10 protein-coding genes and 1 pseudogene are annotated in these 13,775 nt (G+C 44.8%); 9 read left to right on the plus strand and 2 right to left on the minus strand.

What is annotated here, in order from left to right; all coding sequences use genetic code 11:
- Positions 1–4 precede the first annotated feature (4 nt).
- The 4 genes from BS63_RS0103600 (at position 5) to BS63_RS0103620 (ending at position 8,812) form a co-directional block, all read left to right on the plus strand.
- The gene (locus tag BS63_RS0103600) at positions 5–1,294 is read left to right on the plus strand and encodes a DUF975 family protein (RefSeq protein WP_002962582.1); all 1,290 of its coding nucleotides are present in this window, start codon (positions 5–7) and stop codon (positions 1,292–1,294) included.
- A 1,020-nt stretch (positions 1,295–2,314) separates the two neighbouring features.
- Positions 2,315–6,721: a PolC-type DNA polymerase III gene (locus BS63_RS0103605; RefSeq protein ID WP_002962868.1), complete on the plus strand. Its 4,407-nt coding sequence runs from the start codon at positions 2,315–2,317 to the stop codon at positions 6,719–6,721.
- 984 nt (positions 6,722–7,705) lie between these two features.
- The gene (locus tag BS63_RS0103615; RefSeq protein ID WP_002962869.1) at positions 7,706–8,143 is read left to right on the plus strand and encodes a MarR family winged helix-turn-helix transcriptional regulator; all 438 of its coding nucleotides are present in this window, start codon (positions 7,706–7,708) and stop codon (positions 8,141–8,143) included.
- A gap of 120 nt (positions 8,144–8,263) precedes the next feature.
- Positions 8,264–8,812 carry an NADPH-dependent FMN reductase gene (locus tag BS63_RS0103620; RefSeq protein ID WP_032798546.1) on the plus strand — a complete coding sequence of 183 codons (549 nt, stop codon included), beginning with the start codon at positions 8,264–8,266 and terminating at the stop codon, positions 8,810–8,812.
- Positions 8,813–8,941: 129 nt separating this feature from the next.
- Here the strand turns inward: BS63_RS0103620 and BS63_RS0103625 are convergent, their stop codons facing one another.
- A complete protein-coding gene (locus tag BS63_RS0103625) occupies positions 8,942–9,631 on the minus strand; it encodes a CPBP family intramembrane glutamic endopeptidase (RefSeq protein WP_019770984.1) in 690 nt (229 codons plus the stop codon).
- 338 nt (positions 9,632–9,969) lie between these two features.
- On the opposite strand from BS63_RS0103625, the gene BS63_RS0103630 reads away from it, so the two are divergent.
- The 4 genes and pseudogenes from BS63_RS0103630 to BS63_RS0103645 all read left to right on the plus strand — a co-directional run bounded on the left by BS63_RS0103630 (position 9,970) and on the right by BS63_RS0103645 (position 10,983).
- On the plus strand, positions 9,970–10,149 hold the full coding sequence (locus tag BS63_RS0103630; protein WP_028798441.1) for a hypothetical protein: 180 nt from the start codon (positions 9,970–9,972) through the stop codon (positions 10,147–10,149).
- Positions 10,150–10,273: 124 nt separating this feature from the next.
- Positions 10,274–10,516 carry a hypothetical protein gene (locus BS63_RS0103635; protein WP_002962872.1) on the plus strand — a complete coding sequence of 81 codons (243 nt, stop codon included), beginning with the start codon at positions 10,274–10,276 and terminating at the stop codon, positions 10,514–10,516.
- A 34-nt stretch (positions 10,517–10,550) separates the two neighbouring features.
- Positions 10,551–10,764: pseudogene (locus tag BS63_RS1000000111720) on the plus strand (hypothetical protein).
- 33 nt (positions 10,765–10,797) lie between these two features.
- Positions 10,798–10,983 (plus strand): hypothetical protein, encoded by a 186-nt coding sequence (locus BS63_RS0103645; RefSeq protein WP_002962873.1) that lies wholly within the window; start codon positions 10,798–10,800, stop codon positions 10,981–10,983.
- Positions 10,984–11,047: 64 nt separating this feature from the next.
- On the opposite strand, the gene BS63_RS0103650 is transcribed toward BS63_RS0103645, so the two are convergent.
- Positions 11,048–12,448: an MFS transporter gene (locus BS63_RS0103650; RefSeq protein ID WP_002962875.1), complete on the minus strand. Its 1,401-nt coding sequence runs from the start codon at positions 12,446–12,448 to the stop codon at positions 11,048–11,050.
- Positions 12,449–12,625: 177 nt separating this feature from the next.
- On the opposite strand from BS63_RS0103650, the gene BS63_RS0103655 reads away from it, so the two are divergent.
- On the plus strand, positions 12,626–13,255 hold the full coding sequence (locus tag BS63_RS0103655) for a TetR/AcrR family transcriptional regulator (RefSeq protein WP_002962877.1): 630 nt from the start codon (positions 12,626–12,628) through the stop codon (positions 13,253–13,255).
- Positions 13,256–13,775: the final 520 nt, after the last annotated feature.

The following is a 13,775-nucleotide window of genomic DNA, read 5'->3' on the forward strand; positions in this document are numbered from 1 at the left end:
TATTGTGAAAACAAGAAATGAACTAAAAGAGCAAGCCAAGACTGCTCTACGAGGGAATTGGCCTTGGGCTGTGGGTGTCCTCTGGGTACCGACCCTAGTCCTAATTGTGGTCTTTGGCATTTTGCTGGGCGTGATTAGTCTAGTTTGGAAGGCTGCAACAGCTGACTTTACAGCCTCATCCAATGTTGTACTGATTTTTATCGTGATGGCTTTCTTGATGCTAGCTCTCTTCACCTTCTTTGCCTCAATCGGTATTAGCGCAGGTGCTACCTATGCCTATCTAGATTTGATTCGGGGACGTAAGCAATCCTTTAGGGAAGCTGCCACCTATGCCTTCAAAGAACAGCGCTTTGATAGTATCTTTGGTGTTGTTCTCATGACAGTTATCTATATCCTCCTTTGGATGGTGCTCTTGATTATCCCTGGTTATATGAAGGCTATGGCTTATTCTCAAGGCCTCTTCATTCTTAAGGATGATATGGAGACTGGTAAGGGAATCACGACGACCTCCGCCATCACCAAGAGTAAAATTCTGATGGAAGGCCACAAGAAAGACTATTTCATTCTCATTTTGAGTTTCCTAGGTTGGGCTCTAGTACCGATTGCCTTTTGTGGACTAGCGGTTGCTCTTTTTGTCAGTCATCAGATTGGCTGGGCAATCTTCTGTCTAGCTCTCTATATCCTTGGCTTAGCTATTTTAGTACCTTACGTGACCACGACTCAGGCGGCTTTCTATGAGGATTTGATTCATCAAGAACAACCGGAAGAAATTGCTCAATTGGAAGAAAAATTAGCAGATGCCAAGTTAGAAGCTGACAAGACTATGGCTGACTACAATGGTCGAGTTGCTGAGCGTAAGGCTGATAAGAAAAAGGCTCATGATGAAAAAATGGCCAAGAAGTTGGATGCCAAGAAGGAACGTGAAGAAAAGCGTCGGGAAAAGGTAGCTAAGAAACGTCAAGAACGTGAGGGAAAAGAAGCCAAGAAGCCTAAGAAGAAATCTAAGGCCAAGGCCGATAAGAAGACTTCCCAAGATAAAAAGCCAGAAAAGTCTGCTAAGAAGTCTCAAGACTCCGAGTCACAAGCTAAAAATGGCGCCGACAATACGGCTAAGTCTTCAGCTAAGCCAGAAGCTAGCAAGTCACAAAGTAAGAAAGACGGCGACAAGTCAAAAGAGTCAGCGACCAAGACTGAGAAGTCAGAAACTAAGCCAAACAAGGGCAGCCATTCAAGCTCTAAGAAGCCAAAGTCTAAATCGAAAGCCAAAAAGAAAAAAGGCAAAAAGCGTAAGTAAAATGGTGTCTCTGCTTGGCTGGCCCCCAACTGAAACAACCGCTTCATTTAGAAGAGACTGGAAGATATTTCCGGTCTTTTCTTTTGGCTTCGTCTAAGGGAATTTATGGGTCAAATATGCTATAATAAGAGGGTTAATTGACTCGGGAGTTTTCTTGATACTCCTTAGAATTTAAAATCTGATACTTATGGTACTAGTGTGGTCCTATCTGGCAGAAAGGGTCTAGTTCTTTAGCCAATGATGCAAGGGAAATGGATACTTTCGTCAAAGTGGTATTATTAGCAATATCTACTCTGTTGTTAATAACAGAAATTTTCGAGAGAGATTTAGTCCACCGGACTAAATCTGCCTGAGCTTAAAAACTAGAGAGCGAAGGGGCTCAAAATTTATCACGGGGCAAAGACATCAGCCACTAAAGTAGCGCTGTCTAACGCCAATCTCTATAGCGATTGACTAGCCCCCTGATTAACTTGGTTAGGCCAGTAAAATCGGCTGGGCTAACCTCGTGTCGTAATGAAATTCCGGAATTGAACTCGCCTACACCACTGTGGAAAAAGAGAGGTGGCTGTTTTGACTTTAGTCAATCTACAGCCGCGGCTACCTTGAGGTATAAATCTGCCTTGGAGCTCTGTTAGCTCCTTCGTCAGATTTCCTGCCTCGCCTTCCTATTTTCGAGTTCGGGTAAAAAAGGTCTCCCAGACCTTTTTAATCCTTTGTGGCGCTTAACGGCTCTGTATCTTGCCAGGAGTTTGCTTGCGTCCGCACTTTTAAACGACATTCCCTTTTCAAAATCGATATTATTTGAAAAGGGAATTAGTAAAGTAGCTAGGTAAGTCGCCATAGCGATTACCGTAGTTCATCAGTGATTTTTAAACACTGATGAACTTGCTACGTTAGAAAATACCAAAGTGTAAGTTTTGATTTTAAATGAGTATGATAAGGTCTGATAAACCCCTGCTTTGACTGGGCTTAATGACCTAAGCACTCTGGGTCAATCTTCAAGAAAAATGGGAGCTAGTCATGTCAGAACTATTTAAAAAATTGATGGAACAGATTGAAATGCCGCTTGAGATGAGACAGTCTCAGGCCTTTTCATCTGCTGACATCAAGGAGGTCAAGGTCCATGCCCTCAGTCGCCAGTGGGACTTTCACTTTAGTTTTGACCAAATTTTACCGATTGGTCTCTACCAGGAACTAGCCTACCGCCTAGTCTCGACCTTTAAGGAGGCAGACATCAAGGCAACTTTTGCTATTGAAGCTGGGTCAGTCGATTTTTCTGATGCTGACTTACTACAGGCCTATTATGCCGAAAGTTTCAACCATGCCTTATGCTCCAGCGCCAGCTTCCGCTCAACCTTTTCTCACTTGAATGTTTCCTATGACCAAACCAAGGAGCAGATTATCATCCATGCTCCGGGCTTTTTGGACAATGACCATTTCAAACAAAATCACCTGCCCAAGTTGGAACAACAATTTGTCCAGTTTGGTTTTGGTCAGGTTTCCTTTGCCATTGAAGCAGATGAAGGCATGACCCAGGAGGCAAGGCAATCCTTTGAGAGTGGTCGTGATAAGAAAATTGAACAAGCCCAAGAAGAGAATGCTCAGGCTGTCGCTTCCTTGGAAGCTTCCATGCCTGCTCAAGAAGAGTCAGCTCCTGCCCCCAAGTTTGACTACAAGGAGCGAGCCGCCAAGCGACAAGCCGGCTTTGAAAAGGCAGAAATCACGCCCATGGTTGAAATTGAGACCGAGGAAAATCGGATTGTCTTTGAGGGTATGGTTTTCGATGTAGAACGGCGGACGACCAGAACCGGCCGTCACATCATCAGTTTTAAGATGACCGACTACACCTCATCCTTTGCCATGCAGAAGTGGGCCAAAGATGATAATGACCTCAAAAAATACGATATGATTGCCAAGGGAGCTTGGCTGAGAGTTCGCGGTAATATTGAAAATAATCAATGGACCAAGAGTCTGACCATGAATGTCCAGGACGTCAAGGAAATCGTCCACAAGACCAGAAAGGACCTCATGCCTGAAGGGCAGAAGCGGGTCGAATTTCACGCTCATACTAATATGTCCACCATGGATGCCCTGCCGACAGTTGAAGAGCTGATTGATAAGGCGGCAAGCTGGGGCCACCCTGCCATTGCCATCACTGACCACGCCAATGTGCAGAGCTTCCCCCATGGCTACCATCGGGCCAAAAAGGCTGGTATCAAGGCTATCTTTGGCCTAGAAGCTAATATTGTTGAGGACCGGGTGCCCATCACCTACAATGAAGTCCCCATGGACCTCCACGAAGCGACCTATGTCGTCTTTGACGTAGAAACGACAGGTCTCTCTGCCGTTAACAATTCTCTGATTCAGATTGCGGCCTCCAAGATGCACAAGGGTAATATCGTCGACCAGTTCGATGAATTTATCAATCCCGGTCATCCTCTGAGCCAATTCACCACGGATTTGACAGGAATTACCGACAACCACCTCAAGGATGCTAAACCGCTCTTACAGGTTCTGCAAGAATTCCAAGAGTTTTGTCAGGATACAGTTCTGGTCGCTCACAATGCCACCTTTGACGTGGGCTTCATGAATGCCAACTACGAACGCCACGACCTGCCCTTGATTACCCAGCCGGTTATTGATACCCTAGAATTTGCCCGCAACCTCTATCCTGAGTACAAGCGGCACGGTCTGGGTCCCTTGACCAAGCGTTTCCAAGTTGCTCTGGACCACCACCACATGGCCAATTACGATGCGGAAGCAACGGGTCGCCTCCTCTTTATCTTTATCAAGGAGGCTAGGGAAAACCGTGGCATTACTGATTTGGCCGACCTCAATACCAAGTTGGTCTCTGAGGATTCCTACAAGAAGGCTCGGGTCAAGCATGCCACTATCTATGTGCAAAATCAGACCGGCCTCAAGAATATCTTCAAGCTGGTCAGCCTCTCCAATGTCAAATATTTTGAGGGCGTGGCTCGGATTCCAAGAACAGTGCTGGATCAGTACAGAGAGGGCCTTCTCCTAGGGTCGGCCTGCTCAGAAGGGGAAGTCTTTGATGCCGTCCTTTCTCATGGAGTCGATAAGGCTCTAGAAGTGGCCAAGTATTATGACTTTATCGAGGTTATGCCACCTGCCATCTATCGTCCTCTGGTTGCCCGTGAATTGATTCCGGATGAAGAAGGAATTCAGCAGGTTATCCGTGACCTAATTGAGCTTGGCCGCAAGCTCAATAAGCCAGTTCTGGCAACCGGTGATGTCCACTACCTAGAGCCAGAAGACCAGCTCTATCGGGAAATCATTGTCCGCAGTCTGGGGCCAGGTGCTATCATCAACCGGCCAATCGGCCGTGGGGAAGCTGCCAAGCCAGCTCCCCTACCTGATGCTCATTTCCGCACCACCAATGAAATGCTGGATGACTTCGCCTTTCTGGGCCAGGATTTAGCCTATGAAATCGTCGTTACCAACACGCAAAAATTTGCGGAGCGGTTTGAAGAGGTAGAAGTGGTCAAAACCGACCTCTACACCCCTTATATTGACAAGGCTGAAGAAACGGTTGCCGAGAAGACCTATGCCAGAGCCTTTGAAATCTACGGTAATCCTCTGCCGGATATTATCGACCGACGGATTGAGAAGGAGCTGACCTCGATTTTGGGGAATGGTTTCGCCGTGATTTATCTGGCCTCCCAGATGCTGGTTGACCGCTCCAATAAGCGGGGGTATCTGGTTGGCTCGCGGGGGTCTGTTGGCTCCAGTTTTGTCGCCACCATGATTGGGATTACCGAAGTTAACCCTATGCCCCCCCACTATGTTTGTCCAGAATGTCAGTATTCTGAATTTATCGCCGATGGTTCGGTTGGGTCGGGCTTTGACTTGCCAGACAAGGACTGCCCTAAGTGTGGTCACAAGTTGACCAAGGATGGCCACGATATTCCCTTTGAAACCTTCCTTGGTTTCGACGGCGACAAGGTTCCCGATATTGATCTCAACTTTTCTGGGGATGACCAACCCTCTGCCCACTTGGATGTCCGCGATATTTTCGGGGAGGAATACGCTTTTCGGGCCGGAACCGTTGGTACTGTCGCGGAAAAGACAGCCTACGGTTTCGTCAAGGGCTATGAGAGGGATTACAATAAATTCTACCGTGATGCCGAGGTTGACCGCCTAGCTATGGGTTCCGCCGGTGTCAAACGCTCGACCGGTCAGCACCCAGGCGGTATCGTTGTTATTCCCAACTATATGGATGTTTACGACTTCACCCCTGTCCAATATCCGGCCGACGACACGACGGCCACTTGGCAGACCACCCACTTTAACTTCCACGATATTGACGAAAATGTCCTCAAGCTCGACATTCTGGGCCATGATGACCCCACCATGATTCGTAAGCTCCAGGACCTATCAGGCATTGACCCTAGTCAAATTCCCGCCGATGATCCTGATGTCATGAAACTCTTCTCTGGCACCGATGTTCTGGGCGTGACTGAGGAACGGATTGGGACACCGACTGGTATGCTGGGAATCCCTGAATTTGGGACCAACTTTGTTCGGGGCATGGTTAATGAGACCCACCCAACTACCTTTGCTGAATTGCTCCAGCTCTCAGGCCTTTCCCATGGTACCGATGTTTGGCTGGGCAATGCTCAGGACTTGATTAAAGAAGGTATTGCTACCCTGAAAACCGTTATCGGCTGTCGGGATGATATCATGGTCTACCTCATGCACGCTGGTCTAGAACCCAAGATGGCCTTCACCATTATGGAGAGGGTACGTAAGGGCATGTGGCTTAAAATTTCTGAAGAGGAACGCAATGGCTATATTCAGGCCATGCACGACAATAATGTGCCTGACTGGTACATCGAATCCTGTGGAAAAATCAAGTACATGTTCCCTAAGGCCCATGCAGCGGCCTACGTAATGATGGCCCTGCGGGTGGCCTATTTCAAGGTTCACCACCCCATTTATTACTACTGTGCCTACTTCTCCATTCGGGCCAAGGCCTTTGAACTGGGAACCATGAGTGCCGGCTTGGATGCTGTCAAGGCCCGCTTAGAAGACATTGCCAATAAGCGGAAGAACAATGAGGCCTCCAACGTTGAAATTGACCTCTACACCACTCTGGAAATTGTCAATGAAATGCTGGAGCGAGGCTATAAATTTGGCCAGCTGGATCTCTATAACAGTGAGGCAACTGAGTTCAAGATTGAGGGGGATACCCTGATTCCGCCTTTTGTGGCCATGGATGGTCTGGGTGAAAATGTCGCCAAGCAAATCGTTGCCAGCCGAGCAGACGGCGAGTTCCTCTCCAAAACCGAACTCCGTAAGCGCGGCGGCATCTCAGCCACCTTGGTCGAAAAAATGGACGACATGGGAATCTTGGGCAATATGCCAGAAGACAACCAATTATCATTATTTGACGACTTCTTCTGATAGCAAAAGCTATCTGAAATAGAGCTAGAAAATCAATGGCTCTGCCTGGAACTCAGCAATCTGGGTGCTATAGCCTCTCTTGCTATGTCACCTAACCTAAGAATTGAATTCGCCTACACCACGGTGGAAAAAGATAAATCCGTCTTGAAGCTTGATTAGCTTTTACGACTGATTTCCTATTTTCCTTTGTAGTGCTTAACGGCTCCGTATCTTATCGAAAGGAAAACTATAGAATTAACGATTAAATGGGACGATCAGTCCAAGGATGAACATTTCGACTATCGTTTAGAATTCTCTGGCAAGCAGGCCTTGGTGGCAACCGTAGCCGTTTGTGGGACAATTTTACTAAGTAAGGCCCTGTTCTCAAAGAAATAGACGGGCCTAATAAACTATTAGAACAGCTAGCTTAGACTAGCTGTTTTTCTACATTTCATAGCGATTGCTGGGGGGGGGTTATACCGAGTTAAAATCAAAACTGAAAATTAGTATAAGAAAAATTCATCGTTTTTGGTGCTTAACAGCTTTGTATCCTTGTGGTTTCAAGAAATCGTCCACTGGATAATCTCTTTGGCTGTTCGCACTAGCTACTAAAATAGTCCAGTGGACTATTTTAGGTCTGAGCCTAGAAACTTAGAAACGAAGAAAATAGCAGAAATGAAACTTTTAAAATTAATGAGTATTAGAGGCATTGACGCAAGTTTAAGTAGTAGTGAGAACTAACTTCCAAACAAAATAGGAAGGACTAGATGATAAGAGCTGGCACTAAATTAAGTATAGTTTCACAGGCAATCTGAGCTTCAGCGGTGAATCTTGCCTACGGAGGGTGAATTTCTTGTTAGCTTAAGAGTTTAGTGTTACAATGAACCAGTTAGGTCGCATTGGTAGGAAAGAATGACAGAATAATTTAGGTACCTAATGCTGTTAGAATTATACTTCTGACATGCAGGCAGTTACTACTAAGTTTATCAATAAGGAGATCGCAATATGACAGAATTCAAGAATTCTGCCGTCAAGAGTATGGTGGTTATGCGTAAGGCTTTCCGCACCATTGATAGTAGAGTTTCAGCGACATTCCGTGACTTCGATTTAACACCGGCTCAATTTAGTGTTTTGGATGTGCTTCAAGCCAAGGGTCCCATGAGAATTGGCGACCTCATTGCTAGTATCTTATCAACATCTGGGAACATGACCATTGTCATCAAGAATATGGAAAAAAACGGTTGGGTCAAACGTACAGTTAGTAAGAAAGATCATCGTGCCTACATCATCTCAATTACGGGTGCCGGCCGTCAACTGATTGAAAAAGCCCTACCAGCTCATATTGAAGCGGTGGAAGAGGCTTTCAGCGTCTTAACTGAAGATGAACAAAAGCAATTGATTGAGCTTCTGAAAAAGTTCAAAACCCTAGGCAATAAGGACTGAGCATATTGCTGTACAGTCTTTTAGTTTGATGATATTATTGCTACATAGTAATAACTAAAAGGAGTTATGATGTCATTCATTACTACAATTCAAGACCTATTTAAAAAGGAAGAAAAAAATATGAAAAATATTCTTTTTATCGTCGGTTCCCTTCGTGAAGGCTCATTCAACGGCCAAATGGCTAAACAAGCTGAACAAGTCTTGGCTGGAAAAGCTAATGTGTCTTACCTTGACTGGGGACAAGTTCCAATCATGAACCAAGATTTAGAAACACCTGTTTTACCAGCCGTTCAGGCTGTGCGTGATGCTGTCGAAGCGGCAGACGCCATCTGGATTTTCTCGCCTGTCTACAACTTCTCAATTCCAGGCTCTGTCAAGAACCTCTTGGACTGGTTGTCCCGTGCTAAAGATTTGTCAGATACAACTGGTAAATCAGCCATTGACTCCAAGGTCACAACTGTTTCCCTCGTAGCTAACGGTGGTACCGACCAAGCAGCAGAAATCTACCGCCACCTCCTGCCATTCATTCGGACCAACTTCGTTGATGAGGTAACCACCTCTCGTGTCAACGATTCCGCTTGGGCTGATGGCAAATTCGTCGCTGACGAAGCAACCCTTGCCCAACTCCAAAAGCAAGCAGAAGCATTTTTGGCAGTTACAGCTGAATAATAATAAGATTAAAGCATAAGAAACTCCTCAGGCTCAGAATAAGCTTGAGGAGTTTTCGTTTGGTCGGGCTACTGGGACTTTTCCAGAGCTAGGACTTTTTATAATTTTAGAAGGTTACCTTCCATTTAATTAATGGGTGAGCAGTTGCATAAGGAAGGTAAAGAGAACGGCGATAAGGTTGTTAAAGACATGGAGGCTGTAGCCAAATTCAATCCGCTTATTCATCATGGTTACAAAACCAATCGCAAGGCCCATGCCCCCATAGATAATCCAGAGACCTGGAGATAGGAGGTTGGAAGGGCTGCTATAGAGGTGGATAAAACCAAAGAGGATGGATGTGCCAATCCAGCCCAGCCATTTTTGCCAACCCTCAAAGCCAAAGAGCTTTTCAAAGAGGCACTTGCGGAAAATAGCTTCTTCAAAAATCGGGGCAAAGACACAAGCAAAGACAAAATAGAGATAGATGGGCATACCTAGGTTATCAATGGCAGCCTGATTAGCAGAGGTGCTTGTGTTACTCATCAGCATCAGCACGATACCGCCGATAGACTTAATGGCAAAAAGGATAGGGACACCCAAGCCGACATATAGACCATACATGCCCCAGCGAATCTTCTTAAAGTTGAGTGGTTCTTTTAATAGCCAAAGGAGGAACCAAGCTAGAGCAGCAAAGGCAGTCAAGCCCAGACTAGCGATGATGGCAGTACCAGTATTTGATAAATCCTTTTTGATGACAAATAAAGCCTGAGCGAAGAAATCAAGTGCAAGGAATGCAAAGGCAAGAGCAATCCATTTAAGTTTATTTAGTAGGGTTTTCATGAGACCCCTCCAATCCAATTTCTTAATCCAGCGTAGCCGGCAACTGCCTACTAGTTTAACGAAAGTGAGAGGAGAAAGCAAGAGAGCTAGAAATTTTCCTGCAAATTTTAAGAAGAGAAAAATCAAGATTTTACCCTCCTGAGAAATCTTACGGAGATTGAAAAAATAGTGATTCAACCTATTTTTACAGGAGTCAGGGAAAACCAAATAAAAATCAACAGAACTTTTGCGTAATTTTTGCAATATCTTAACATTCTAATCAAAAGCCTGTTGGAATCCTTAATTAAGAAAAGTATAAGTGATAGTATAACAAACATAAAAATGAAAGGACGAACTATATGGAATCAAATGTATTTGATAAATTTGAATCTGTTCAAACCATAGATTTGTCTAAACAAATCGGTGGAAGTATCGTTATTGGTTATGATTGGGGACTGAGCCTAGCTCGAGCATTTGGAAATCTTTATAAAGGTGGATTTTCAGGAGGAGGAGGTGGTGGGAGCTTCGGCGATCGCTGATGCACCTACCAATGAGTTTATCTTAAATTAAATAGGAGAAACAGATAAAGTCCTGAGTAATCAATTTTCTAATACTCTTGGGTAAGATACTTCTCCCTGATAATTAAAGAAAGTCAATACTAGTATGAGATTCGTAAATCTTCTGGCATGGCCGAAACAGAAGGGAAAGTATCTGATGGCAAAGATATTAAATCAACCAGTTCTTTATAGTTTTGAGACAGTAAGTTCTAAAAGATTATCAAAGATTCAAGGAGATGGATCCAAAAGGTTAACTGAGCTTGGTCACGAAGAGATTTCACTAGGTAAAGACCCAGCTAAGTTTTATCCACCGGTGGTAGGAATTTGGCCGCCATTTCCCTATTATTAATTAAATTTTGATAGCTAATGAAAAGGAGACAATTATGATAAATTTAGATGCAAAAGCATTTGCAGACTTTAAGACAGTAGATAAGACAAACTTGTCAGAGTTTCAGGGGGGGCCGAATTGTTGGTAGAACGCTATATGGTGGTTATCTAGATGATGGTGTCTATCGTGGCAATGGAATTGGAGTTTTGAGAGCAAGACCCTACTTATCAGGAGAAGCTATTACTGTCCCAGTCGTTACAGCCGTATAAAATCGATTGAAAGGTTAAAGGAGAAGAAAAGTTATGGATACATTAGCATTAGACAATTTTGAAGCAGCCAATATGAGTGAACTTTCTGAGGTTCAAGGAGGCTTTTCTTGGCAAGACGCCATTCCTGTAGCTATTGCAACACTATATCCCCCTTTAGGTGCAGCTCTCGGTGTTTATGCATTATGGGGAACTATAAAACCACAGGGCATATTAAGCTAGAAATCATATTTTTTAGATAAACAAGCTCCCCCTAGAGATTTAGTCCTAGAGGGAGTTTTCAATGTTATTTTTTATCAGCCACTCCTTTCAAACGATCTTTTCTCTTAGGAAAGAGCAGGGCCAAAACCAGCATAGCGACCATGAAAGGAATCCAAATCTTGTAGATGGAGATGTAGGCATCGGTCATGGTACTTGGGGTGTAGGTATGGAGAGTTTTGAGGTTGTTGGTCACCATAGAGATGAAGACCAAGACGGCCAGAACAGAGCCAATTTGCCGAACGACGCCTAGAACACTTTGGGACGAGGTCAGAAGCTCCCCTTGCAGGCTCGAGGCAGCTAGGACATTGACTGGACCAGCGATAGTCCCAAAGCCAATACCAAGAATAACCGTAGCAGCAGTCATTTCCCAAGTCTTGGCGGGGTCAACGGTGACTAGCAAAATGTAGGCAATCAGAATACTACCCAAACCGACTAAGACCAAAATCCGTGGGCCCAGTTTATTGATGAGCAGACTACCCAGGCCGCCAAAGATAAAGACGATGATGGACATCGGTAGCAAAATCAGAGCGGCATCAAGCTCCGTCTTACCCTGCATATTGGTGAAAAAGGTCGGCAGGATGACGAGGACACCAACGTAGAAGAATTGCACAACTGTGGCAATGAAGGTGGAAGCTGAAAATTCACGGAATTTAAAGAGTTCCAGCTTAATCATTGGGTGCTTAATCCGTCTTTCTAGGAAGATAAAGGCGATGAGAGCCAGCAGGAAGACGGCAAAACAGCTCAGACTCTTGCCATCCCAGAAGCCCCAGTCCCGCACCTTGATGATGCCTAGGGAAACAGCGAATAGACTAATCATAGACAGGAGACTGCCTACCCAGTCAATCTTGGTTGGGATTCGTTCTTCGCCTTGGAAGTGATAGCAGAAAAGAACGATAAGAAAGGCCAACAGGACAATGGGCAGATTGACAAAGAAAATCCAGTGCCAGGATAGGCTGTCCGTCAGCACTCCACCCAGGGTAGGACCAATAGCGGCAGCGCCACCTTGGGTCAGACCAAGAGCAGCGACCACCTTGACCCGGTCCTTGACCGACCAGGTTGAAATACCTAGGGTATTACCGACAGGTAGGAGAATAGCAGCTCCGAAGCTAGCGATGAGGCGCCCCGCTAAAAGCCAGTTAAAGTCGGCTGAAAAGCCTGAAATCAGACTACCACCGCCAAATAGAATCAAACCCAGGACGAAGAAACGCCCTTTACCAAAGATATCGGCCAACTTACTCAAGGGAATAGTAAAGCTGGCAAAGATGATGGTATAAACATTGATAGCCCAAGATAGCTTGTCAAGGCTGATACTAAAGCTGTTCTGGATAGCTGGGATGGTAATATTCATGATGGTGGTATCCAGTGTTACCAAAAAGACACCTAGACACATGGCTAGGGTCAGTAACATCTTTTTTGTTTTTGTCATAGTGTCCTCCTTTTTATAAAACATGAGTTAATACTCATATTTATTTTGCATTATAATCCTGTCCGAGAAGCTTGTCAAGATAAACATGAGTTTTTGCTCATATTTATTTGAGATTTATCCCAATTATTCGCTCATGTGCTATAATTAGATTAATTTTTACAATAGAGGGAATAAGCGATGGCAGAAAAGAAGGTCCGCTCTCCTCGGCAGGAGAGAAGCATTGAAAAGCGGGAAAAGATTTTAAAGGCGGCCAAGGATCTGTTTTCAGAAAAGGTCTATTTTAATGTGACAACCAATGAAATTGCCAAGACTGCAGGCCTTTCTGTGGGGACTCTCTATTCCTATTTTGCCAGCAAAGAAGATATTCTGACCAGCCTGCTAGAACGCTATAATCAGGCCTTTGTTGATTGGGTCTTTGATGAATTGAGTAGCTGGGAATCTCTGGAACTATTCAAGCAAGCTCCTAAAGATTGGCTGAACAGGTTGATTGACCAGCTCCTGCAAACCGAGGATAAGAAGTTCCATGCTCAAGTGGAAATGTTGGCCTATGCTGTACCTGAGGCTCAGGCTCTTCTGGAAGAGCACAATGAAAAAATGAAAGCTCTAACCTACCAGTGTTTCTTGGATTATCAAGAGAAAAAGTCGGATGCTAAACTGAAAATCCTCTCCTTGGTGGTTTTTGATTTTACCTCGGCCCTAGTCGATGAACTGCTCTACCATAACCATTCTGACCGAGAATTTACGCAAGTAAAAAAGACCGGTGTGGACAGTCTTTATCGTATAATTGCATCTTATCTTGATGATTAAATGAAAGGGAGTGAGACAGTCTTGCTACGGCAAAGCCGCCAATTTCGTAGTCTCACCCCCACACAGTTGACTTGGTTTTCTCCAACAGTCTCCCAGACTGTTTGACCTATCCTGAAAGGGGATAAGTACTTTACCGCCGTTTCACTGGCATGTCTTGGACACGATGCAGAGACAAAAATTGACCTTATAGTTTTGCCGTAGCTAGTGAGGTGGCTAAGCAAGCACGATGGTGCTTGCTGTTAGGAAGTAGGACAGAAGGGCTTTGACGGTTGTCAAAACCTTCGTAGTCTCTACCCCAGCAAGGGTGACTAGCTGTCTGCTGTACTATCTCAGGAGCAAAGACAGCAGTCACCTACTGCGTCATCAGCTGCTTTGAGTAGCTAGATGACTTTGCCACATCATGCCGCCGCTTCGCTGGTATGTGGTGGGCTAAATGCTAAAGCATCAAGCCCATCATCGCAAATCAACCACTGCGTCAAAGTGTTAATATTGGAAAAGTCACCAAGCTAGGACTTCTGTC

This window comes from Streptococcus sobrinus DSM 20742 = ATCC 33478 (assembly GCF_000686605.1).
GTDB lineage: Bacteria > Bacillota > Bacilli > Lactobacillales > Streptococcaceae > Streptococcus > Streptococcus sobrinus.

Excerpts from the sequence above, each read along its gene's own strand:
- BS63_RS0103605 (WP_002962868.1), top strand. The coding sequence starts at position 2,315 with ATGTCAGAACTATTTAAAAAATTGATGGAACAGATTGAAATGCCGCTT.
- BS63_RS0103615 (WP_002962869.1), top strand. The coding sequence starts at position 7,706 with ATGACAGAATTCAAGAATTCTGCCGTCAAGAGTATGGTGGTTATGCGT.
- BS63_RS0103620 (WP_032798546.1), top strand. The coding sequence starts at position 8,264 with ATGAAAAATATTCTTTTTATCGTCGGTTCCCTTCGTGAAGGCTCATTC.
- BS63_RS0103625 (WP_019770984.1), bottom strand. The coding sequence starts at position 9,631 with ATGAAAACCCTACTAAATAAACTTAAATGGATTGCTCTTGCCTTTGCA.
- BS63_RS0103630 (WP_028798441.1), top strand. The coding sequence starts at position 9,970 with ATGGAATCAAATGTATTTGATAAATTTGAATCTGTTCAAACCATAGAT.
- BS63_RS0103635 (WP_002962872.1), top strand. The coding sequence starts at position 10,274 with ATGAGATTCGTAAATCTTCTGGCATGGCCGAAACAGAAGGGAAAGTAT.
- BS63_RS0103645 (WP_002962873.1), top strand. The coding sequence starts at position 10,798 with ATGGATACATTAGCATTAGACAATTTTGAAGCAGCCAATATGAGTGAA.
- BS63_RS0103650 (WP_002962875.1), bottom strand. The coding sequence starts at position 12,448 with ATGACAAAAACAAAAAAGATGTTACTGACCCTAGCCATGTGTCTAGGT.
- BS63_RS0103655 (WP_002962877.1), top strand. The coding sequence starts at position 12,626 with ATGGCAGAAAAGAAGGTCCGCTCTCCTCGGCAGGAGAGAAGCATTGAA.